General features: G+C 59.4%; 23 protein-coding genes and 1 pseudogene. 13 read left to right on the top strand and 11 right to left on the bottom strand.

Features of this window, described 5'->3' with window-relative positions:
* Positions 1 to 600: 600 nt before the first annotated feature.
* Both QF010_RS09480 and QF010_RS09475 read left to right on the top strand, forming a co-directional pair.
* Positions 601 to 672 (top strand): annotated as a pseudogene (locus QF010_RS09480) (hypothetical protein); the annotation flags it as partial.
* 44 nt (positions 673 to 716) lie between these two features.
* Positions 717 to 2093, top strand: a complete 1377-nt coding sequence (locus QF010_RS09475) for a UDP-glucose dehydrogenase family protein (RefSeq protein ID WP_429532982.1) — start codon at positions 717 to 719, stop codon at positions 2091 to 2093.
* 138 nt (positions 2094 to 2231) lie between these two features.
* Here QF010_RS09475 and QF010_RS09470 read toward each other — a convergent pair whose 3' ends face one another.
* Both QF010_RS09470 and QF010_RS09465 read right to left on the bottom strand, forming a co-directional pair.
* Complete coding sequence (locus QF010_RS09470; RefSeq protein WP_033060087.1) at positions 2232 to 2912, bottom strand: class I SAM-dependent methyltransferase; 681 nt, start codon at positions 2910 to 2912, stop codon at positions 2232 to 2234.
* Between the two features lie 33 nt (positions 2913 to 2945).
* A complete protein-coding gene (locus QF010_RS09465; protein ID WP_429532981.1) occupies positions 2946 to 3257 on the bottom strand; it encodes a hypothetical protein in 312 nt (103 codons plus the stop codon).
* Positions 3258 to 3553: 296 nt separating this feature from the next.
* Between QF010_RS09465 and QF010_RS09460 the strand changes: the two genes are divergently transcribed.
* From QF010_RS09460 to QF010_RS09440, 5 genes are all read left to right on the top strand, one after another.
* Entirely contained in the window at positions 3554 to 4240 is a 687-nt protein-coding gene (locus tag QF010_RS09460) for a response regulator transcription factor (protein ID WP_033060083.1), read from the top strand.
* Positions 4241 to 4426: 186 nt separating this feature from the next.
* Positions 4427 to 5191 (top strand): COG4705 family protein, encoded by a 765-nt coding sequence (locus QF010_RS09455; RefSeq protein WP_429510465.1) that lies wholly within the window; start codon positions 4427 to 4429, stop codon positions 5189 to 5191.
* Between the two features lie 28 nt (positions 5192 to 5219).
* Positions 5220 to 5657 (top strand): hypothetical protein, encoded by a 438-nt coding sequence (locus QF010_RS09450; RefSeq protein WP_429510466.1) that lies wholly within the window; start codon positions 5220 to 5222, stop codon positions 5655 to 5657.
* Positions 5658 to 5752: 95 nt separating this feature from the next.
* Positions 5753 to 6418, top strand: a complete 666-nt coding sequence (locus tag QF010_RS09445; RefSeq protein ID WP_429532980.1) for a response regulator transcription factor — start codon at positions 5753 to 5755, stop codon at positions 6416 to 6418.
* Positions 6394 to 7749 (top strand): ATP-binding protein, encoded by a 1356-nt coding sequence (locus tag QF010_RS09440; RefSeq protein WP_429532979.1) that lies wholly within the window; start codon positions 6394 to 6396, stop codon positions 7747 to 7749. Before QF010_RS09445 ends, QF010_RS09440 begins: the two co-directional genes overlap by 25 nt.
* 55 nt (positions 7750 to 7804) lie before the next feature.
* Here QF010_RS09440 and QF010_RS09435 read toward each other — a convergent pair whose 3' ends face one another.
* Complete coding sequence (locus QF010_RS09435; RefSeq protein ID WP_033060074.1) at positions 7805 to 8113, bottom strand: panthothenate synthetase; 309 nt, start codon at positions 8111 to 8113, stop codon at positions 7805 to 7807.
* A 221-nt stretch (positions 8114 to 8334) separates the two neighbouring features.
* Here QF010_RS09435 and QF010_RS09430 point away from each other — a divergent pair, with 221 nt between their 5' ends.
* Genes QF010_RS09430 through phnE form a run of 4 tightly spaced genes read left to right on the top strand, consistent with a single transcriptional unit; the run spans position 8335 to position 11565 of the window.
* Complete coding sequence (locus QF010_RS09430; protein WP_033060072.1) at positions 8335 to 9186, top strand: putative selenate ABC transporter substrate-binding protein; 852 nt, start codon at positions 8335 to 8337, stop codon at positions 9184 to 9186.
* Complete coding sequence (locus QF010_RS09425) at positions 9183 to 9980, top strand: phosphonate ABC transporter ATP-binding protein (RefSeq protein WP_033060070.1); 798 nt, start codon at positions 9183 to 9185, stop codon at positions 9978 to 9980. Before QF010_RS09430 ends, QF010_RS09425 begins: the two co-directional genes overlap by 4 nt.
* Complete coding sequence (locus QF010_RS09420) at positions 9974 to 10801, top strand: PhnE/PtxC family ABC transporter permease (protein WP_429532978.1); 828 nt, start codon at positions 9974 to 9976, stop codon at positions 10799 to 10801. The genes QF010_RS09425 and QF010_RS09420 overlap by 7 nt, the downstream gene beginning before the upstream one ends.
* Positions 10798 to 11565: a phosphonate ABC transporter, permease protein PhnE gene (gene phnE / locus QF010_RS09415; RefSeq protein ID WP_429532977.1), complete on the top strand. Its 768-nt coding sequence runs from the start codon at positions 10798 to 10800 to the stop codon at positions 11563 to 11565. The genes QF010_RS09420 and phnE overlap by 4 nt, the downstream gene beginning before the upstream one ends.
* Positions 11566 to 11603: 38 nt before the next feature.
* On the opposite strand, the gene QF010_RS09410 is transcribed toward phnE, so the two are convergent.
* Genes QF010_RS09410 through QF010_RS09395 form a run of 4 tightly spaced genes read right to left on the bottom strand, consistent with a single transcriptional unit; the run spans position 11604 to position 15828 of the window.
* Positions 11604 to 12728 carry an agmatine deiminase family protein gene (locus QF010_RS09410; protein WP_429532976.1) on the bottom strand — a complete coding sequence of 375 codons (1125 nt, stop codon included), beginning with the start codon at positions 12726 to 12728 and terminating at the stop codon, positions 11604 to 11606.
* Positions 12729 to 12757: 29 nt separating this feature from the next.
* Complete coding sequence (locus QF010_RS09405; protein ID WP_429510473.1) at positions 12758 to 13861, bottom strand: extracellular solute-binding protein; 1104 nt, start codon at positions 13859 to 13861, stop codon at positions 12758 to 12760.
* A 1-nt stretch (position 13862) separates the two neighbouring features.
* A complete protein-coding gene (aguB, locus tag QF010_RS09400) occupies positions 13863 to 14771 on the bottom strand; it encodes an N-carbamoylputrescine amidase (protein WP_429510474.1) in 909 nt (302 codons plus the stop codon).
* Positions 14772 to 14775: 4 nt separating this feature from the next.
* Positions 14776 to 15828, bottom strand: a complete 1053-nt coding sequence (locus QF010_RS09395) for an agmatine deiminase family protein (RefSeq protein ID WP_429532975.1) — start codon at positions 15826 to 15828, stop codon at positions 14776 to 14778.
* A gap of 147 nt (positions 15829 to 15975) precedes the next feature.
* Between QF010_RS09395 and QF010_RS09390 the strand changes: the two genes are divergently transcribed.
* Entirely contained in the window at positions 15976 to 16830 is an 855-nt protein-coding gene (locus tag QF010_RS09390; RefSeq protein WP_429532974.1) for a LysR substrate-binding domain-containing protein, read from the top strand.
* Positions 16831 to 16838: 8 nt separating this feature from the next.
* Here QF010_RS09390 and QF010_RS09385 read toward each other — a convergent pair whose 3' ends face one another.
* The 4 genes from QF010_RS09385 to QF010_RS09370 form a co-directional block, all read right to left on the bottom strand.
* A complete protein-coding gene (locus QF010_RS09385) occupies positions 16839 to 18434 on the bottom strand; it encodes an MFS transporter (protein WP_429532973.1) in 1596 nt (531 codons plus the stop codon).
* Positions 18431 to 19528, bottom strand: a complete 1098-nt coding sequence (locus tag QF010_RS09380; RefSeq protein ID WP_429532972.1) for an HlyD family secretion protein — start codon at positions 19526 to 19528, stop codon at positions 18431 to 18433. Before QF010_RS09380 ends, QF010_RS09385 begins: the two co-directional genes overlap by 4 nt.
* Positions 19529 to 19623: 95 nt before the next feature.
* Positions 19624 to 20037: a cupin domain-containing protein gene (locus QF010_RS09375; RefSeq protein WP_033060052.1), complete on the bottom strand. Its 414-nt coding sequence runs from the start codon at positions 20035 to 20037 to the stop codon at positions 19624 to 19626.
* A 42-nt stretch (positions 20038 to 20079) separates the two neighbouring features.
* Positions 20080 to 20832 (bottom strand): SDR family oxidoreductase, encoded by a 753-nt coding sequence (locus QF010_RS09370; RefSeq protein ID WP_429532971.1) that lies wholly within the window; start codon positions 20830 to 20832, stop codon positions 20080 to 20082.
* A 243-nt stretch (positions 20833 to 21075) separates the two neighbouring features.
* Between QF010_RS09370 and QF010_RS09365 the strand changes: the two genes are divergently transcribed.
* Positions 21076 to 22674 (top strand): winged helix-turn-helix domain-containing protein, encoded by a 1599-nt coding sequence (locus QF010_RS09365; protein WP_429533074.1) that lies wholly within the window; start codon positions 21076 to 21078, stop codon positions 22672 to 22674.
* Positions 22675 to 22701 lie beyond the last annotated feature (27 nt).

Genomic DNA, 22701 nt, shown 5'->3' with positions numbered 1-22701 from the left:
TTAAAGGGCACCAAGCGTGTTCAGTTGATCTGCGAGCCGTCCACCAAGGTCAGGTCGAGCCGCTGGCCAATGGCGGTTCGATAGTCGGCGGACCACTGCCGGGAATCCATCGGCCATGCCCACATTCGCAGCAAACCTTGAGCGCTCAAAAATCAAACCGATCCTTCGACCGGCACACTCTGGCAACTAATCGTGTCGGCAGCTGGCAAATCATTTAATCAAAGTAATCTCGAACAATTAGAGAGCAATAAAAACCAAAATGACTTGGACGTAATACAAAACCACCAACAGCTGTAAGACTTTGCCCATTAAGGCGTGAGTGCGATCAAAGTTTTAATAGTGTGTGTCTTGTTTGCAGATGAACGATTCGCCAACCGGTTTTTCATGCTCCTTTCACAAAACCGCGATTAACCTCAATGAATGCAGGCAGCCCCATTGCGACCACTCGCTTACCCACCCTGGCACAAAAAATTTACTGGAGCGTTTGATCAAGTATTTCAGGTAACTGATTGATGCAGCTTTCGTTTTAGCGTCTACGCTGTCATTGCATCGATGTTTTTTAGCATCCAAGGCTATTCATTCTTCAGCCCCGAGGCCCCCATGAGTCAAGCGTTTCTTCCGTTCTCCCGCCCCAGTATCGGTGATGAAGAAATTGCCGCCGTAGAGCAAGTTCACATTCAACCCGGTGCTCATCGCCAAGTTAGTGGTCGTGCCCCATGAAAATCAGCGTATTCGGTAGCGGCTATGTCGGTCTTGTCCAGGCAACCGTCCTGGCAGAGGTCGGTCATGATGTTGTTTGCATGGACATCGACTACGAAAAAGTGACAGCCCTTAATCAGGGTCAAGTCAGCATCTTTGAACCTGGCCTGGCTGAGTTGGTCAAGGACAACCTGGATAACGGAAGGCTACGTTTCACCTGCGAAGAAAAGTTAGCCGTGGAGCATTGCCAGGTTTTGTTTATCGCTGTGGGCACGCCTTCACGTCCGGACGGCTCAGCGGATTTGAGTAGTGTCTTCTCGGTGGGCGAAGCCATCGCTCGACATCGTAGCGAACCCATCATTATCGTTGAGAAATCCACAGTGCCGGTGGGCACGGGTGACGCCCTGCGCGATCGGATTATTGAAGCCCTGCGGCGTTACGACCAAACACTGGATTTCGATATTGTCTCTAACCCAGAGTTTCTCAAGGAAGGTTCGGCCGTCGCCGATTGCCGGCGCCCGGACCGGATCATCATTGGCTGCGAGCGTGATGATGTGCGCGACGTGATGCGAGAGCTTTATGCGCCGTTCAATCGTAACCATGACCGCATCATGTTCATGGACCTGCGCAGCGCCGAGCTGACCAAGTACGCCGCCAACTGCATGCTGGCGACCAAGATCAGCTTCATCAACCAGATCGCCGAACTGGCCGAACACCTCGGTGCAGACATCGAATCGGTGCGCCTGGGCATCGGCGCCGACTCACGCATCGGCTACGATTTTATTTATGCTGGCTGCGGTTATGGCGGCTCATGCTTCCCCAAGGACATGCGCGCGCTGATCCACAGTGCACAGCAAGCTCAATGCTCCAATGATTTATTGCAGGCAGTGGAAGCCATCAACCAGCGGCAGAAACACAAGCTGTTCGAGCGCATCAACGCGTTCTACAAGGGCGATTTGCGCGGCAGGACCTTTGCCGTGTGGGGCCTGGCATTCAAACCCAACACCGATGACATGCGCGATGCCCCCAGCCGGGTGCTCATGGAAGCTCTGTGGGAAGCAGGCGCACAGGTCCGGGCATTCGATCCAGAGGCGATGCAGCAGACCCAATCGTTGTATCGGGACCACCCCAACCTGAGCCTGATGGGCACACCGGAAGCGACGCTCAGTGGAGCCGATGCGCTGATCATTTGCACCGAGTGGCAACAATTCAAGGCGCCGGACTTCGACCTGATCCACAAACGACTCAAAGCCCCCGTGATCTTTGATGGCCGCAACCTGTACGACGCAGAGCGTCTCACACACCGGGGGTTTCAGTACTTCCCGATGGGGCGAGGTGATTCGTGCAAGTTGCCTATTCCACACCAAAAGTGGAAGGCCAACGTCGCGCTGTGATTACTGAAACCCGGGGCCAGTGTTGCGTGGCGCAACGTTCACGGCACCGGGTTTATCAGGCAAAGTTGAGGGGATTCACGGAAGGTTTGTTTAGCCGGCTCGAATCCCCGAGCCAGCGCTGGACACGTTGATCAGGGTTTAAATTTTGCGTAGCACGTAAACACGCCACATTGCATAAAACGGGATAAAGTCAGACTTGCTATCGATGACGAATCCGGCTTGCTTGAACTCAGCTTCTGCGACGGATCGAGGAATAACAAACCTGTTCTGGTATCCACTCTGCTCGCCCCTTGCCTTACGCCGCTGTTCGTGGCGCTTGCGCTTCCATGACTTAAAGTTGCCATCGACCCACATCGACAAGATGACGGTGTCTCGCGTCACCCGATGAAACTCTCTCAGCATCGCCAATCGATGCGCAGATTCACCGATATGATGAATCAACCGCATGCTGAAAATACTGTCGACCGAATTACCAGGTAGATCGATGGCAAACGCTGAAGTCTCGAGCGTCTTTACGCGTTTGACTATATCGGCAGGTTGATTCTCAAGAGCGGTGTTAATCATATCCGGCGAATTGTCTGCGCCGATGATGATTCGATTAGGATTTTCTGCAAGCAAAGGCCAGAACCGCCCCGCACCGCATGGAAGGTCGAGAACCAGCCCCGGGTCTCCCGCCTTGTGTAACGCATCTCGCGCCATCTGTACGTCCCGATAATGGGACAGTTTCCGCGATAGACCATCCTGATGCTTCAGGTAGTATTGTTTTGCGTGATCTTTATCGTATTTTTCGGAAAATTTAAGTTTGACAGGGGCGCTCATTGGCGTTCTCCAGTGGCCAGAATTGTAGGCTAATCATCCACCTGTCGCTGAAAGGTCAACGTGATGTGAATTTTCTGTAGATCGATTTTTAACGTAAGGCTGGACCCATTGCATGCCAGCAATGGGCAATCCTATCCCTGTAATACACAGACTCCAGATCAGGCCTTCAACACCAAAAGCAATCAACGCCCCGCCAATAAATGTCGCGGGCAACATTGGGAACAACAGAACACAAATCATCAATGCGTGGGCACCCAAGAGGCTTTTCAGACGGCCCCTTGCATTGAAAATGCAAACCATCCAAAACAACACCCAAAAGGCAATGGTCATCAAATAAAGGGCCAAGTGGAGCAAGTCCCCTACCAATCCGCATCCATGCATTCCCCTATCTCCTTTTTGAATCGAGCTTTCTCTGCTGACCGCTCAAGCGTAGCCGACTCTGCTGAATAACGGCGTTCCATCTAACGCAAGCGCGAAAAGACTACACGAATCATTCGTGCGCAATCGCTGAACGCGGCAGAATACAAAAATCAGGCTTTCGCTCGGGTATCGAATATGCAGTTAGCCGAGAGAGAAGATTGATCCTCCCTGCACGACCGTCGGAGTTTGTTTAACTTGATTAGAAGCATAAAGGCTATGCAGTGAATATTTTGATTATCGAGGACAATCGTGACATCCACGACAACCTGATGGAGTTTTTCACGCTAAAGGGCCACTACGTCGAGGGAGCACTGGATGGATTGAGCGGGCTTCATCTCGCTGCCTCGAAAGACTTTGATGCGATTGTTCTGGACGTCATGCTCCCAGGCATCGATGGCAACCAGATCTGCCGCAGCTTGCGCGAGAATTCCAAATCTGACATTGCCATTGTGATGTTGAGTGCACGGGACCAACTGGAAGATCGCCTGGCTGGTTTTAAGGTCGGTGCTGACGACTACGTCACCAAGCCCTTTGCCATGTCCGAGATTCTTGCCAGGATCGAAGCCGTCGTATCGCGCCGCGCTGGCAAAATGAATCGGACTTTGGTTGTAGCCGATCTGAAGTTTGATTTAGACACCCTGGAAATCTCTCGCGCCGGGATCCCCATCAAGGTGAATCCTACCTGCATGAAACTCTTGGAAACCCTCATGCGCAGGAGCCCGCATGTTGTCAAACGGACTGAACTGGAAGATCTCATTTGGGGGCGTCATCCTACTAGCAGTGACAGCCTTCGCAGTAACATCCACATGTTGAGACGGGCGTTGGACAAAGCCTTTGATGAACCACTGCTGCATACCGTACATGGGATTGGGTACAAGCTCTGTGCCCGGAATAATACGCATCTATAGCCCCTGCAAATCGTCCGTGCGAGCCTCCTGCCGCGTTGACGAAACTCCTTTCGTTAGTAATGCCTCCAACTCATCCTGCTTATCCCTCGCCCCTGCCAATTGACCTCCCCTCAGGCTCAGCTAAGTTTCGCTGCGTACCTTCCTCCTCGCGCACATTCCGCGCTGCTCAGGAGAGGCTACCCGCCTATGAAACCCGCACTAGCCGGCTGGCTCAACAAAGTACCCGAAGTGACGCTGTCATTCTGGGTGATCAAGATCTTGTCCACGACCGTGGGTGAAACGGGTGCTGACTTTCTTGCCGTCGATGCCGGCTTCGGCGCGGGCCCGACCAGTATCGGCATGGCGGTTTTACTGGCAATCGCGATGTTCTACCAATTGCGCACCAAAGCCTACACGCCCTGGATTTACTGGTTGACCGTCGTGTTGGTGAGCATCGTCGGGACACAAATCACCGACATTTTGACCGACGTACTGGACGTCAGTCTGTACACCAGCACGGCAGTATTTTCCGCCTTGTTGGCGATTAACTTCCTGGTCTGGTACCGGACCGAACACAACGTATCGATCCGGGAAATTATCACGCCGCGGCGAGAGTTGTTTTACTGGGCCACCGTGCTCTGCACCTTTGCCCTCGGTACCGCCGCCGGTGACCTGGCTACCGAAGCCTTGGGGCTGGGTTTCACCCTCGGTGCCGTGATCTTCGGAGCGCTGATCGCTGCCACCCTGATGGCTTGGCGCATGGGAGGCAATATGGTGCTGACGTTCTGGATCGCCTACATCCTGACGCGCCCGTTCGGCGCTTCCCTCGGCGACTTGCTGACCCAAGCCAAAACTTACGGTGGTCTCGGAATGGGTGCCACCTGGACCAGTGCCATCTTCCTGTGCGTCATTGTCATTCTGGTTGCGGTCGCGCAAATCACCGTCGGCAATCGCAAAACAGTTACTCAGTAAACGCCCAAAAGTCATTGAAGGAATCGTCATGCGCCAGATTCAAAACATCATTCGCCACGTTGCCATCGTCTCGTCGATTTTTTTGCTCAGCGTCGCCGCCGGGTGCTCGAAACCTGCCGACAAACCCAATACAGGTACGACCTCAAGCTCGGCAAGCACTCAATCCCATTCGGGTTCAAAACTGGGAGATCTGTCCGAGTTCCGCAACATAGCCGCCGACGTAGCCGTGCTCGTCGACAAAAATGATCTGCCCGGTGCGAAAGCCCGCATCAAGGATCTGGAAACTGCCTGGGACTCGGCCGAAGCCGGGATCAAACCTCGCGCCGCCAGCGACTGGCACGTCGTGGACAAGGCGATCGACCGCGCGCTCGATGCCTTGCGCGCCAGTAACCCGCAACAGAACGACTGCAAGGCTATGATGGATGAGCTGTTGAAGGCCTTCGATTCGATGAAGGGCACATCCTGATCCCGAAGGTGAACCCGCAGCGGACAAACATTTGTACAGATGCTTCAATACTGGCGCGACGGTCATAACGGTCGCGCCTTTTTCCGGAGCGGCAAATGCGGATATTGCTGGTTGAAGACGACCCGATGATTGGCGATGCGACCCAGGGCGCCCTGAACGATGCGAGTTATGCCACTGACTGGGTGAAAAACGGTTTCACCGCGCTTGCAACGCTGGACACCCAACACTATGACCTGGTGCTCCTGGATCTTGGGTTGCCCGGGATGGATGGACTGGATGTCCTCGACAGCATTCGCGGGCGCGACAACCCGGTGCCACTGCTGATCATCACCGCACGGGACAACCTGGAAGATCGCCTGCGCGGCCTTGACGGCGGCGCTGACGACTACCTGCTCAAACCGTTCGATATGGCGGAGTTGCTGGCCCGTATACGAGCCGTGCTTCGTCGTAAAGGTGGCGCTGCCCTGTCCGTGTTGGACAATGGCGTGGTGTCGCTGGACTTGATCTCCAAACAAGCCACCACCTTGGAAAATCGCGACATCCAATTGTCCAGTCGTGAGTTCGCCCTGCTGCAGGCATTGATGATTCGGCCAGGCGCAATTCTCTCGCGCAGTGAACTCGAAGACCGCCTCTATGGTTGGGGCAATGAAGTGGAAAGCAACGCGGTGGAGTTTTTGATTCACTCCCTGCGACGCAAGCTGGGCGGCCATATCATCAAGAACGTCAGGGGTATGGGATGGATGGTTTCAAAAAGCGTTTGAGGGACTCGGTACAACTACGCCTGTCCGTGACGCTATCGCTGGCCATCCTGATCGTTGCGGTGCTGGCCGGGATTTTTGCGTTTGTCTCAGCGCTCGACGAGGCCCACGAAATGCAGGACGATACCTTGCGTCAGGTGGCCGTCCTGTTTGATCGACAGCAGATGTCCCTACGCTATCCCGCCTCCCGGGAAGTCGATGGCGACAATGAAGAATCCAGGGTCATCGTGCAATACCTGGCCGATGGCAGTAAAGCAATCGGCAACGATGACGCCCTGATACCACTGCCCTTCCCCACCACGCTTGCCGATGGCCTCTCAACCTTGAAGGTCACCGGCGAAGACTTTCGTGTGCTGGTCAGAACCACAGCCCGCGGTGAACGCATCGTCGTCGCCCAAGAAACCGGCGTCCGCGACAAAGAAGCCCGCGAGAGCGCCTGGCGAAGTTTGCTGCCGTATCTCATTCTGTTTCCGGTGCTATTGCTGGTGGTGAGCGACCTGGTGCGCAAACTGTTCCGTCCGATTGCCGCCCTTTCGGCTGACATCGATCGACGCGACGAACAGGCACTGCACCCTATCGACGAGCGCCATTTGCCAACCGAGATTCGGCCTTTCGTCGTGGCGATCAATCGCTTGCTCGCGCGTGTTGCGCAGTCCATGGAAAACCAGCGTCGTTTCGTCGCTGACGCTGCCCACGAACTGCGTTCACCCATGACGGCCCTTTCCCTGCAAGCTGAGCGACTGGCCGCCACTGAGATGCCGGCGCTGGCCCGTGAACGTCTGTTGCCGTTGTCGCAAGGGATAGAGCGCGGTAGAAATCTGATCGATCAACTGCTGACCCTGGCTGCCGCACAATCGAGCTCCAATCGACCACAGACAGCCGTTTCAGTCCATGACATCTATCGACGTGTATTGGAGGATTTATTACCACTGGCAGAACGCAAACACATCGATATTGGTGTTGAGAGTATCGAGGACGTGCATGTCCTCATCAACGAGATGGACCTGTTAATCCTGATCAAGAATCTGGTGGATAACGCGATCCGTTATACACCGCCTGGCGGACGGATTGACCTTGCGGTTGAGCGGGTGCAAGAGACTGCAATCCTGCAGATCAAAGACTCAGGCCCAGGAATCTCTTCAGAGGAACACACGCGGGTGTTCGATCCGTTTTATCGCAGCCTTGGGACCAATGAAGCAGGCTCTGGGTTGGGGTTATCAATCGTCAAGGCGATAGCCGATCGTACGGGAGCAGAGGTTCGTTTGGGCTTCTGCGACCCGAAGAGAAAAAGGGGTCTGTGTGTCTTGGTTTGTCTGAAAACAGGCCAGTGTTGAAACCCTGTAATGGCGGGACTCATCGGGGTCGCCAGCAGCGACCCCAAATGGCCTCTCAGCACGCCCACGTTTGCCCGAGCGTCTCCAGACCAGACTTTTGCAGATCCTGAGCGCTCATCACAATACGGAATTTGCAGGTGGCGTTGAAGTTGAGAAAAAAGGGTTCCGCAAAAGCGGGGATGTCGGAGGGGTCTTGTACGTCGACCACAAAAATCCCACCACGCTTGCCATCTTGCTCGGTAAAGTACGCCGCCTCCGGTTTGATGCTGGTCAGGATGCGTTCAATGACCTCGCCCACCTTCCCGGTTTTGACAAGGGAGTTGAAGGGTTCGTTAGGGCACTCGACCATCAGTAACATCCTCATCACTCAATCCTCTGTTCAACGTGCAACACTTGTAGTGTCTTAAAGAATAGCTAAGCGTGAGCGAACCCTCGTGCCGGGTTACGGGCGGTCATGAAACATGATGATGCCAGGCCAAAAGCGGTCAATTTCGCTCCATTTCGTCTACCCTCACAATGCGCCATGCGGCAACCAGCTTGCGCTCGGCGTATCGACATTTTGCCTTAATGCACCGGAGAATTTTCATGCTCAACCGTACCCTGGCATTGGCTGTCGGCGTGACGCTGTCTTTTTGCAGCCTGTTGGCGCAGGCCGCCGACACCCTGAAAGTCAGCGCCATTCCTGATGAAGCCCCGACCGAACTGCTGCGCAAGTTCAAGCCGCTGGGTGCCTACCTGGAACAGCAATTGGGCATGAAGGTCGAGTTCGTTCCCGTGAGCGACTATCCGGCCGTGGTCGAGGCGCTGGCCACCGACCGAATCGATATGGCCTGGCTGGGCGGCTTCACCTTCGTGCAGGCACGCCTGAAAACCGGCAATGCCATTCCGCTGGTACAGCGCGAACAGGACGCCCAGTTCACCAGCAAATTCATCACCGCCGACCCGGCCGTCAACTCCCTCGCCGACCTCAAGGGCAAGACCTTCGCCTTCGGTTCGGTGTCCTCCACGTCAGGCAGTCTCATGCCGCGCTATTTCATGCTGAAGGATGGCATCAAGCCGGAAACCTACTTCAGTCGCGTGGGCTATTCCGGCGCCCATGACGCCACTGTCGCCTGGGTCCAGGCCGGCAAGGTGGACGCCGGGGTGCTGAACGCCAGCGTGTGGGAAAAACTGGTCGCCGCCGGCAAGGTCGACACCACCAAGGTCAGAGTGTTTGCGACCACCCCGGCCTACTACGACTACAACTGGACGGTGCGCGGGACTCTAGACCCGGCGTTGGCGGCCAAGATCAAGGCAGCCTTTCTGGCGCTCGATCCGGCGAGCCCCAAGGACAAGGAGATTCTGGATCTGCAGGCCGCCAGCCGATTCATCGAAACCAAGCCTGAGAATTACAAGGGCATCGAGGAAGCCGCACGCGCCGCCGAACTGCTCAAATGACGTTGCATCTGACCCAGGTCAGCCTGACCCACACCAACGGCGTCCAGGCGCTGCGCGGCGTGGACCTGCACATCGGCGCCAGCGAACAGGTCGCCATCATCGGCCCGTCCGGCGCGGGCAAGTCGAGCCTGCTCAACCTGCTGGCCACCGCCCTGCGACCGGACATTGGTGAGCTGCAGGTGCTCGGCGAGCATGCCTGGCAGCTGTCTGCCCGTCAGCGTCAGCGTCTGCGCGCGCGCATCGGCCTGATCCATCAAGCGCCCCCGCTGCCACCGCGCCAGCGCGTGGTCACCGCGGTTCTGGCTGGAAAGCTGGGTCAGTGGGGGCTGGGCAAAAGCCTGCTGAACTTGCTGCATCCGGTGGATATTCCGGGCGCACGCGCGGCATTGGCCAGGCTCGACCTCAGCGACAAGTTGTTCGCGCTATGTCAGCAACTGTCCGGTGGACAGCTACAGCGCGTGGGCATTGCCCGCGTGTTGTATCAAGCGCCCGAGGTGTTGCTGGCCGATGAGCCGGTGTCGGCCATGGACCCGGTGTTGGCCCAGCACACGCTGTCAGTGCTCTGCCGCCATGCCCGGCAGAACAACGTCACCCTGGTCGCCAGCCTGCATGCGGTGGAACTGGCCCTGGCGCACTTTTCGCGAATCATCGGTTTGCGTGACGGACAGATCCTGTTCGACCTTGCGGCCAGCGAAGTCGACCGCGAGTTGCTCGACAAGCTCTACGCCAACGAGCAGCTGCAATCGCCACCGATTACTCCGGCGCCCTTGAGTGTGCAGATTCCCCGATGCTGACCCGTGATACCCGAGATCCGGCCACCTGGCCCCGCTTGCTGCTCACCTTGCTGGCCCTTGCCCTGCTGTGGCCGGGCATTCGCTTCAGCGAGCTGGACCTCCGTGTACTGGTGGCGAGTGACAGTCAGAGCGAAATGGGCCGGTTTGTCTCAGCCTTCTGGCCACCGGCCCATGGCGAGGAATTCATTGAGCTGTTAGTGCAAGCCACCTTTCAAACCCTGGCCATCGCCACGGCGGGCATGGCCCTGGCGTTGCTGTTAGCCGTCCCCGCCAGCCTGCTGGCCAGTCGGGCTCTGTCGTTGTCTGCCGCCTCCCGTGCCGGCCACCCGGGCTATTGGGGTCAACTGCTGCGTTGGCCGGTACGCGGTTTACTGATCTTCCTGCGCAGCGTGCCGGAAATCGTCTGGGCGCTTTTATTCGTGCGTGCCGTCGGCCTCGGCCCGACGGCCGGGGTGCTGGCCATCGCCATTACCTACAGCGGCATGCTGGGCAAGGTCTACGCGGAAATTTTCGAGTCGGTTGATCAGCGCCCGGCCCACGCGCTGCTGCAAGCTGGCAGCAGTCGGCTCTCAGCCTTTTTCTACGGGATCCTGCCCAATGTCGCTGCGGAATTGCTGTCGTACACGGTGTACCGCTGGGAGTGCGCCATCCGTGCCTCGGTGGTGATGGGCTTCGTCGGTGCCGGCGGTCTGGGCCAGCAAATGGATTTGTCGTTGCGCATGTTCGCCGGCGGTGAAGTGGCCAGTCTGTTACTGACGTTTCTCGCCCTGGTGCTGCTCGCCGATCAACTCAGCCGCCTGCTGCGCTGGAGGCTGGCATGAATCGCCTGATCAACCTGATGCTGCTCCTGTGTATCGGCGCAGCGGTGGTCGCCTCGTTCATCTACTTGGGCATCGACCTCGGCGAACTGGGTGGCAGCGGCAACCTGAAGCAAATGGGCGCCTATGCACAACGCTTTCTCAGCCCGGACTTGAGCGCGAGCCATCTGCAAGCCATCGGCCATGGCGCCCTGGAAACCCTTGCCATGTCCGCCCTTGGCACCCTGCTCGCGGCGGTATTCGGCCTGCTGTTGGCATTGCCCGCGGCCGGGCGCTTCGGCTGGCCTTTGCAGAGCGCGTCGCGTCTGGTGCTCAACGCTTTGCGCGCAGTTCCGGAATTGGTGTGGGCTGCGCTGATGGTCCTGGCCGCCGGGCTCGGCCCCAATGCCGGCACCCTGGCCTTGGCCCTGCACACCACCGGCGTGCTCGGTCGGCTGTTCGCCGAAGCGCTGGAAAACACCCCACCCGAACCGGCCGAAGCCATCCGCCTGCAGGGCAGCAATGCCGTATGGGCGTTCTGTTACGGATCACTGCCCAATCTGTTGCCGCAACTACTGGCCTACATCCTGTACCGCTGGGAAAACAATATCCGCATGGCCAGTGTGCTCGGCTTCGTCGGCGCCGGTGGCCTGGGGCAAATGCTCTATGTGAGCCTCAGCCTGTTCCAGGAAGCTCAAGCCAGCACGGTCATTCTGGCGATGCTGTTGCTGGTATTGGCCGTCGACACATTGAGCAGCTGGAGCCGTCAACGCTGGGTCAAGGCCTGACGGCTTCGCAAAACCGGAGGGCAAAGCGTTGACCCAGACTACGCCAACGGTTGGTGACTGGTCACACAGTGGATACCGCCGCCACCGGCAGAAATCGCGTCGATGTTGAGCTGTACCACTTCACGGTCCGGGTAGAGTTCGGACAACAAATCAAAGGCTTTGGAGTCTGCCGCCCGGTCACCAAACTCGGGCGCAATGACCGCCCCGTTGATCACGAAGTAGTTGATGTAGCCAGCGGCAAAGTCCGGGTTGTTGCGGTTGAACCTGCTCTTTCGCGGGTTGAGCGGTGGCGACACGGTATGCACCTGTAGCTTGCGACCATCGGCATCCGTGGCCTTGTTGAGAATGTCCAGATGGGCACCCGTGACGCTGTAATCGTATGACTGAGGGTCATTGTCGAGGTTGGCGATCACAACGCCTGGCTTGACGAAACGGGCATAGAAATCGACGTGGGCATCCGTGATGTCCTTACCTTTGATCCCCGGCAGCCAGATGATCTTGCGCAAGCCCAGGCGCGCTTTCAGCTCTTGCTCGATTTCGGCCTTGCTCCAATCGGGGTTGCGGTTGGCATTGATCCAGCTGCTTTCGGTCATGATCCCCGTGCCGTGACCATCCACTTCGATACCACCGCCCTCACCCACCAACTCGCTGCGGATATGACGGGCTTCCGCAGTGCTCGCAACCAGAGCGGCCAGTTGCGCATCCTCGCCGTGCTGTTGTTTGTTGCCCCAGCCGTTGAAGTTGAAATCCACGGCGCCGAGCCCGCCGTCCCCATCGATGACAAAGTTGGCGCCGATATCGCGCATCCAGATGTCGTCGAGTTCGGTGGTGACGTAGGTGATGTCAGCTGTGCCGCAGTGCTCTTCGGCCATCTCCCGTTCTCGCTCGCGACAGAACACGGTCACCGGTTCATATCGCGCGAGGGTGCGAGCGATCAGGCCAATGGCTGCTTGTACGTCGGGGGTGAAATCCTCCCAGATCGCTTCCTGCGCGCCAAAGGCGATGAAGGCCCGCTGATGCTTGTCGCCCTCATCCGGCATACGCCAATTGCCGGAGGTCGCCGCTTGCGCGCGCAGGGGTGTCAGGCCAAGCCCGATAGACGCTGCCACGCCCAAACCGGCGACTACCGATACTTGCTTGATGAACTCACGACGCGTCGACATGTGTTGGTCCCTGGAATGTGTGTCTGAAGTCATTTCGCGGTGGCCGTCTTGAACTTGGTCCAGGTGCGCATGCGCGCCCGCATATCGGGCTGGGGAATGTCCTTGCCCGGGATCAGCCGCGCGTAAGTGGCTTCGTCGAGGTAAATATCCGGGTTGTTGCGCATGGTCGCATCGACACTCGCACGCGCCTTGGCATTGGAGGTGGGGTAGCCGGTGAAGTTGCTGATGGCGGCCATGTTCTGCGGGCGCATGACGAAGTTGATGAAGGCATAGGCGTATTCCGGATGTTTGGCGTCGACCGGAATCGCCATGGTGTCCATCCACACCGTGGTGCCTTCACGGGGGATACGGTATTGGAACATGGCGTTCTTGCCGGCGGAATCCGCCGTCCGTTGCGCCTGTGTCATGTCCCCGCTGTAACCGAGCGACAGGCACAGGTTGCCGTTCACCAGATCGGTGACCGGCTGCGACTGGAACTTGCGGATGTACGGCCGAAGTTTCAGCAGCAGCTCACTCGCCGCTGCCAGGTCTTCGGGCTTGGCGCTGCGTGGCTCCCGGCCCAGATAATTGAGCACGACGGCCAGCACTTCGTCCGGCGAGTCGATCATCGAAATGCCGCAGTCGGCAAATTTGGCTGCCAGCTCCGGTTTGAACAACATGTCGAGGCTGTTAACGGGAGCATCTGGCAAACGCTGTTTGATCTGCTCGGCATTGTAGGTCAGGCCGATGGTGCCCCAGGTGTAGGGAACGGTGGCCTGGCGCGAAAACTCGTAATGCGTTCGCAGCTTCTGCAAGCCAGGTTCGATGTCATTCAGGGCCGTGAGTTTTGACCGGTCCAGCGGTTGCAGGCTGCCGGCGCGCATCAAGCGTTCGGCGACGGTGTCACCCGGGAAGATCAGGTCATAACCGCTGCCGCCGGCGAGCATTTTGGCTTCCAGCGTCTCGCTGCCATCCATGACGTCGTAGATCACTTTGATCCCGGTTTCGGCAGTGAATCTGGCCAGCGTGTCCTCGGCAAAATAGTCGGCCCAGTTGTATAGCCGGAGGGTTTTCTCTTCCGCGTGCAGCGCTGGCAAGGCACAGCCCAGCGCCAGGCCCAAGGCGCCGCTCAACAGTTTATTGATCGAGTGCATATCAAACCTCTTGAGTCTTCCAGCGTGCATGGGTGTGACGACCGTCCTGAGTCAACAGCGCGCCGTACATGTCCGGACGGCGATCGCGGTAAATGCCCCAGCTCAAGCGCTCTTCGGCCATGGCCGCCAGATCCAGGCTGTGCACGAGCACGCCGGTGCTGTCGCGGTCGGCCTCGGCGAGCAACTTGCCCTTGTGGTTGCAGATAAAGGACGAGCCGTAGAAGCTCATTTGCAGCGCAGGATCGGTGGTGGCCACCTCGCGACCGATGCGGTTGGCGGCCACCACCGGCAGCAGGTTGGCGGCGGCGTGGCCGCGCATGGTCATCTGCCAGTGGTCACGGGAATCCAGCGTCGCGCAGCCAGGCTCGGAACCGATGGCGGTGGGAAACAGCAAGACTTCAGCGCCCATCAACGCCAGGCAACGCGCGGTTTCGGGGAACCACTGATCCCAGCAGATCCCGACACCCAGGCGCCCGAACGCCGTGTCCCAGACACGAAAACCGGTATCGCCGGGGCTGAAGTATTCCTTCTCCTGATAGCCAATGGCGTTGGGAATGTGGGTCTTGCGATACACCCCCAGCAAGCGCCCATCGGCATCGGCCACGCTCAAGGAATTGAAGTAGGCATTGCCGGCCTTCTCGAACCAGCTCAGCGGCAGCACCACACCCAACTCTTTGGCCAATGCGGCAAAGCGCTTGAGCACGTGGCTGTATCGATATTCCTCGGCCAGCTCCAGGTGCTTGTGGCTTTGCTCGATGCAGAAATACGGCGTGGCAAACAGCTCCTGCAACAGGATGACCTGGGCGCCTTTGGCCGCGGCCTCGCGCACCCGTTGCTCGGCCTGATCGAGGTTGTGTTGCAGGTCCCAGGTGCAGGGCATCTGGGTGGTGGCGATGGTCAGAAGCGTCATGGCATCAACCCTCCACCGGCCAGGCGGGTTGCTGCTGGGTGATGCAATGCACACCGCCACCGCCATGGGCCAGGTGATTGATCCGCACCGGCACCACTTCGCGTCCCGGAAATGCCTGCCGCAGTACGGCGGCCGCGACGTTGTCGGCATCAATGCCGTAGGCCGGCATGATGACGGCGTCGTTGGCGATGTAGAAGTTGGTGTAGGAGGCGCAGAACACTTCAGCTTCGGTGTCCACGGCATCGGTGGCTTCATACAAGGGGATCAGCTCGAACTGTCGGCCTCGGGCATCGGTGGCCAGCTCCAGGGCACGACGGTTCTCGCGGGCCACTTTGGCATACACCGAGTGCTGGTCGTGGGTGGCGTCCACCAGCAACACGCCAGGGCGGGCGAACGCGCACACGCCATCGACGTGGCCGTCAGTCATGTCGCCGGTCACATAGTCCGGATCGCCCGGCAGCCAGATCGTCTTCTTCACGCCCAGCAGACGCGTGAAGATGTCCTCCATCTCCGCCTTGTTCATGCCCGGGTTGCGATTGGGATTGAGCAATACCGACTCGGTGGTGATCAGCGTGCCCTCGCCGTCCACATGGATGGCCCCGCCTTCATTGCTCAGCGGTGTGCCAAAGCACTCCACGCCCAAGTGATTGAGTGCGCGACGAGCCAGGCTTTCGTCCAGATCATGGGCCGACTTGCCGCCCCACGCATTGAAGCGCCAGCTCACGCCGGCCAGGCCATATTGCGGATGGCAGACGAAACTCGGACCGGAGTCCCGGCACCAGCTGTCGTTCACCGCCAGCTCGATCAATTCGATGTTCGGCCCGCATAGCGCTTTGGCACTGGCGATCGCAGAAGGGTCGACGACCAGTTTCACCGGTTCGAAACGGGCGATGGCGTTGGCGACGCGAGCGAAGTCCTCTTGCACCAGAGGCAATGTCACGCCCCAACCGGACTCCCAGAGTGCCGTGTTGTGCGGCCAGACCATCCAGGTGGCGGCGTGCCTGACCCACTCGGCCGGCATCATCCAACCGCTGTTTCGAATTTCATTCTGCTGCATGACATGCTGCATGATAAAAAGCCCTTTTAGTTAAGCCATTGTGTTCAACAAAACTGCTTTGGTGGTCCTGGCATGCATGCTACGGCCGTAAAATCAGGCAAACAAACGATGGATTTTGCAGACAAATGATTAGAGGAACTTATCAATATGCTCAAGCACTGGCCGCCACTCAGCACCCTTCGCGGCTTTGAAGCCGCCGCCCGGCTGGGCAGTTTCCACAAGGCGGCCGACGAGTTGCACCTCACCCAATCGGCGATCAGTCAGCAGATCCGCAGCCTTGAGGCGTACCTCGAACAACCCTTGTTCTTTCGCAGTGGACGCAGCGTCAGCCTGACCGATGCCGGTCACGACCTGCTCAGCACCACCCAGGCATTGCTGCAACAACTGGCCGTCGGCATTCGCCGCTTGGGGCAATACCAGAAACCCAACCAACTGGTCCTCAACACCACCCCGGCGTTCGCTCGCCATTGGCTGCTGCCACGCCTGGGAGATTTTCGCCGCGAGCACCCGGACGTTGATCTGTGGATTTTCAGTACCGATGAAGTCCCGGACATGACCACCCAGACCATCGACCTCGCCGTGCGCGATGACATCAGCTCCCAAGCCGAGTGCAGCTTCAAGGTGTTGCACGCCGACCGCCTCTATCCGGCGTGTCACCCGAGCCTGTTGGCGCTGCCACAGGAACAGCGCACCACCCTTCATGGCGAGCGGGAAATGGATTGGAGTCACTGGGCGGTGGAAGCTGGCATCGATGTCGGCCAGAAAGATCAGGGGCTGAATTTCTCCGACCCCGGCCTGCTGCTGGACGCCGCATGCGCGGGGCTCGGTATCGCTCTGGTCAGCCAGTTATTGAGTCGGCAGGCGCGCGACCAAGGATTGTTGCAACCCTTGGTGGAACAAACCATTCGCGGCCCGAACTGGGCCATGCTGACCCATCGTGACAGTGAGAATAATGCGCTGGCGCGAAGCTTCAGTGAGTGGCTGCTGGGTAACCTGGACTGAGTGAAGCCTCACGCTACGGTTCGCGCAGCGCGTGCTTTCGCGTATTTCGAGAGTCCGATCTTGATGCCAACCAGCATGGGTGCGGCGACTACAAAAAGCAGGGCGACAGCGATGAACGCGGTGTCGAAGGCAATCACCGTGGCCTGACCTGACACGACCCGGCCCAGGAGGCTCACCGCTGCCCGGCCAGCGGCCGCTGCATCCATCCCTTTCACCGACAGTATGGCTGTCGTGGTCGTGAGCCGTTCGATGACCGCGGCCCCTCCGGGGGTGACATTGGCGCCGAGCACCACGGCATTGGCGAAGACGTTATGGTCGATCAGTGTCTGGAGCCCTGCGACGCCCATCAGACCACCCAACTGGCGCCCCGTATTGAAGAGACCTATTCCATAGGCGAGGTTGCGGCGGTTGAGGTCGCTGAACGCGATCAGCGTGATCGACAGAAACAGGAAGCCAAGGCCCAGACCGCGCAACAGGATGGCGGCCATCATGTCGTCTGTGCCGCTTTCGCTGGTCGAACCGGACAGCATCCACATCGCAACCATGATCATCAGGATGCCAAAGGGCACTGTGGCAACCGGCGGAACGCGGCGGACCTGCATCAGCCAGGCGCAGATGAGGAGTCCGCCGATAAACAACCCGCCACTGGGCAACAGGAGCAGGCCGGCATCGGTAGGCGTGAACGCGAGGACCGACAGGGCGAACGCCGGGATCAAAAACGCGCTGCCGAACAACGCGGCACCGGCGACAAAACTGACGATAAAGGCGAAGCAAAAATCGCTCGATTTGAACAGGGTGAAGTCGAGCAGACCTTGGCCTTTGGCCAACACTTGTTGGCCGAGAAATGCCAGCAGCGCGGCTGCGCCGATCACGGTCAGCCAGAAGATGCGTGGCTCTTCGAACCAGTCCCATCGGCTGCCCTGGCTGAGAACGTAAGTGAAGCAGAACAGCGTCGCAGACATCAGCGCGAAGCCGACCCAGTCAAACGGATGGTGTCGGACCTTGGCTGGCATCGGGCTGTCTGCGATCAGCAGAAATCCAGTCGCCGCCAGGGCCGCCGGAACAACGCAGAAGAAAATCCATGTCCAGGACTGGCTATCGATCAACCACCCTTGAAGCGCCGGGGCCAGCGTCGCGGACGCGACAACGGCGCCCATGGCAAACAGGGCTTGAAGGATGGGTTGGCGAGATCGCGCAAAGGAGCGAAATATGATCGTTTGCCCCCCGACCAGCAGGGTGCCGCCAGCGAAGCCCTGAATAATTCGAAGCGCGATCAGCAGGTCCAGCCGAGCCGTGAGGGCGGCAATCCCGCATGCCGTGCCCATGGCCAGGGTTGAGCCGATGATCACATGACGCGGATTAAAACGCGTCAGCAACCAAGGCGCGGTCATGAACCCGATCAGCTTGAGCGCGGTGTAACCGATATCCAGCCAGGCGAACTCATCAGGCGTGGCATAGGTGTCGCCAATGATGTCGCCGCGTCCGAGCGACAGAACGGTGCTGGCGATCGCTTCCGTCAGCGTGGCCAGGACGATGCCCACCATGAGCAAGACACCGGTCGTAACGCGGGTATTGCTCCGCATCGCACTGGCCTCCGCGTTCATGATCCCTCCCCGTGCGCAACCTCGACCCGGGCGGACAGGCCCGGCACGATACGGCCCGGCAAAGGGTTGTGGACCAGCCGGATCTTCACCGGAACGCGTTGCACGACACGCACAAAGTTGCCGGTCGCGTTGTCGGTGGGGAGCAGGCTGAACGCCGACCCGCTACCCGGTGCAAAGCTGTCGACCACGCCTTCAAGTGCCCCGCTGGGGTAGCCGTCGACCGTGACTCGCACACGCTGACCGGGGCGAATTTGTTCGAGCTGGGTTTCCTTGAAATTCGCCACCACCCATACGTCGTTGACCGGCACGATATCGAGCAAGGCAACGCCTGTCGTAACAAAGCGGCCGACGCGAACCTGACGGTTACCGACCACGCCATCAACCGGCGCGCGTACCACGGTGCTGTCGAGATCGATCTGGGCAAGATCGCGCGCGGCCTGCGCCTGCGTCACCGCAGCCACGGCAGCTTCGCGCTGCGCCACGAGAACGGCGATGCCTTGCTGTTGCGCCTCGACCGTTGCGGAAGCGCCGGATACCGTCGCCTCGGCTCGCAATCGTGCCGCGTCGCTTTCATCGACGAGGGCCTGGCTGACCGCGTTGCTGAGAATGAGTTTGCGGCTGCGATCATGGGTTTTGTTCGCCAGATTCATCTCGGCCACACCCGAGCGTCTCTGGGCTTCTGCCTGTCGAATCAGGGCACGCTGAAGCTGGGTTTCTGCATCGACATGGCTCAGGCGAGCCTGGGCAGCGCTGACATTGGCCACGGCTTGCGCCAGCCGTGCGCGATAGTCCCGATCATCGATACGGAACAGGACGTCACCGGCCCGCACGGTTTGGTTGTCCTCGACCTCGACCGCAGTGACATAGCCGGCAACCTTTGCGGCGAGCGAGGTGACGTCGCCGCGCACGTAAGCGTTATCGGTGGAGGTTGCACCGCTCGTAAGCGCCAGGGCCCACCCGCCCGCCAAGACCACCACGGCACCGATGCACAGCAGGATGCCGATCTTCTTTCTCTTGCTTTGCCGTGTCACCACGACAGGGATCTCGGCGCTTGCCCCGGTGGCAATGGCGGCCTTGTCCTGAAGCGCGTTCATGTTGTCATTTCCTGTTCAATGCCTGGGACTGCAGCAGCCACGGGCGGCAGTGACCTGCCGCCGGGCTGTCGAGCATTCATGAGCGGGTGATCAGCTCACTTTTTGATAGGTGTAACGAGCGTCTTTTCATCGCTGTCGAGGACGAACACGGCCAACAGGCGTGCGGATTGGGTGTCGCTGGCATTGGCGCTGACTTCGTGTACGGAGCCCGGCTCCTCTACGAAGTTTTCGCCGACGTGGTAGATCTTTTCCGGCTGGCCTTTGACTTTGATGCGAAACGAGCCCTCCAGGACCGTTGCATAGATGAAGGCCGTTTTCGGATGGGTGTGGGATGGCGACGCGGCGCCCGGCCCATACTCGACGACTACGCCCTTCATGCTCTTGCCAGGGATATTGGGAATGGGACGGTCAAACACGACCGTCACCTTTCCGGCGGGCGGCTCAGCGGCCGACACTGCGCTGATCGAGAGCGCTGCGAAGAGCGCGGCTAATACAAATCGAGTGACCATGACATTGCTCCTTGGTGGATGGGGACGTGATGGCGCGAATCGTTACCGGACCGTCGACTGAGCGAGCCAGTCCTCGAAGCGGATCGCGCCCAGGCGCGCGTTCTTGCCGCCGGTCAGCGATTGATCGTCGAGCACAGCGCCGAAGTAGCGCGCATTCACGTCCGGCACGACCTTACGGTTGTCCTGGGTTACCCGCAGAAAGCGCCTGGCCAGATCGTCGAGGGGCATGGCTTCAGGACCTGCGACTTCAACCGTGCCATTGACCGGCGCTGCCAGCACGACATCGGTCAGCGCCGCCACCACGTCGTCGGACGCTATCGGCTGGATCAGCGCTGGCGAAACGTGAAACTCCTCGCCGACGGCGAACGACTGGACAATGCCGCTGACAAACTCGAAAAACTGCGTGGCACGCAACAGGGTGTAAGGAATTCCGGACGCCTTGATAAGGTTTTCCTGCGCGACCTTGGCGCGGAAGTAGCCTGCTTCGGGCAGCCGTTCGCTACCGACGATCGACAGGGCAACGTGATGACGAACACCGGCGGCAGCTTCCGCAGCCAGCAGGTTACGGCTCGACGTTTCGAAGAAATCGAGGACGGCCTGGTCTTCCCACGAAGGCGCGTTCGCCACGTCGACGACGATATCGGTGCCATCCATCGCTTCGGCCAGGCCCTCGCGGGTGACGCTGTTGATGCCCGTGCTGGGGGCGGCGGCGAGCACGTCATGGCCGCGCTCGCGGAGGTTCTTCACAAGTTTCGATCCGATGAGGCCGGTGCCTCCGATGACGACGATCTTCATGGGTTCTCTTCCTACGCTTTTCGACGGCAACCATTGCTGTCGAGGTAGAAAGAGAGTGCCCGCGTGCGTGAGGGAAGTCCTTGTGCCGACCTTGAGTTTGTCTTCGGGCAAGCTTGGTTTTTCGTCCAAAGAAGTCGCTTGCTGGACGGTGCAGTGGGCTACGTGCTGCCGTATTATCGGCACCATGTACCAATCGCCAGCTCGGACACGGAGTCGAGGGCGCTCGACCAGGGGATACACACCTTGCCATTCGTGTTTGAAGACTACGTGCTCGATCAGGAGCGCCGGGAACTGACCTTGCGCGGGCAAGTCGTGGCCGTCGGGCCACAGGCCTTCGATCTATTGCTGCAGCTCGTCAACAACCGCGATCGCGTCGTCAGCAAAGACGACCTGCTCAAGGCGGTGTGGAACGGCCGGATCGTCTCGGAATCGACGATCACCAGCCACATCAATGCGGTGCGCAAAGCCATCGGCGATACCGGCGAGGAACAGCGGCTGGTGCGCACAGTCGCTCGCAAGGGCTACCGCTTCGTAGGCGAGATAAAGATCGACGAGATCGACGGCGCACGACAGCCTGGCGGACCTGGCATCGGCGAAATCGCACCCGAGGACCCGAAGCAAACACCGCCCTCCTCGCTCGCTCTCCCGGACAAGCCCTCCATTACCGTCCTGCCCTTCCACAACCTGAGCGGCGACCCGGAGCAGGAGTATTTCGCCGACGGCATGGTCGAGGACATCATTGCCGCCCTGTCGCGTATCCGCTGGCTGTTCGTCATCGCCCGCAATTCGAGCTTCACCTACAAGGGCCGTGCGGTGGACGCCGAGGGCGTCGGCCAGGAGCTCGGCGTGCGCTACGTGCTCGAAGGCAGCGTGCGCAAGTCCGGGAACAAGGTACGCATCACCGGGCAGCTCATCGACGCAACAACCGGGGCGCATATCTGGGCGGAGCGCTTTGAAGGCCTGCTCGACAACATCTTTGACCTGCAGGATCAAATCGCCGAAAGCGTCGTCGGCGCCATCGCGCCGCAGCTGGAACGGGCGGAAATCGAACGCGCCAAGCGCAAACCGACGGAAAGCCTGGACGCCTACGACTACTACCTGCGCGGCATGGCAAAACTGCACAGCGGCACTCGGGAAGCCATCGACGTGGCGGCGCCGCTGTTCTACAAAGCCATCGAACTCGATCCGGAATTTGCATCGGCCTATGGCATGGCAGCCTGGTGTCACTTCTGGCGCAAGTTGAATGGCTGGATGAGCGATCGGCCTCGAGAGATCGCCGAAGGCATACGGCTTGCGCGGCTGGCGGTGGCACTCGGCCGGGATGATGCAGTGGCACTGACGCGAGGCGGACATGCGCTTGCCCATCTCGCTGGCGATGTCGATGGCGGCATTGCCCTGCTCGACAGGGCACGCCTGCTCAATCCCAACCTCGCCCCCGCCTGGTACCTGGGCGGTATCCTGCGCGCACTGCGCGGTGAAACAGACGAAGCGATCGAGCATTTGAGCCATGCCGTTCGCTTGAGTCCGCTGGACCCGGAAATGTTCCGGATGCAGGTAGGTATGGCGATCGCGTATTTCTTCGCCGGGCGCTTCGACGCCGCTTCGGCCTGGGCGGAGAAGGCGCTGGGGAACCTGCCCACTCTCCTGCCCTCGGTTGCCCTGATGGCGGCCAGTCATGCGTTCACCGGGCAAATGGACAAAGCCAAGCAGGCGATACAACGCCTGCACGAGCTGGAACCCTCGTTGCGCATCTCCAACCTGAAGGACTGGCTGCCAATCCAACGGCCCGAGGATCTCGCGCGCCTCGCGGATGGACTGCGGCTGGCCGGGTTGCCCGAGTGACCGCGGCCGATTGCAGCGTTAAAATCC

The sequence above is a fragment of the Pseudomonas silensiensis genome (genome assembly GCF_050434865.1).
GTDB lineage: Bacteria > Pseudomonadota > Gammaproteobacteria > Pseudomonadales > Pseudomonadaceae > Aquipseudomonas > Aquipseudomonas fluorescens_W.
Note: the sequence above shows the minus strand (reverse complement) of the source record. Positions and strands in the feature narration are given on the sequence as shown.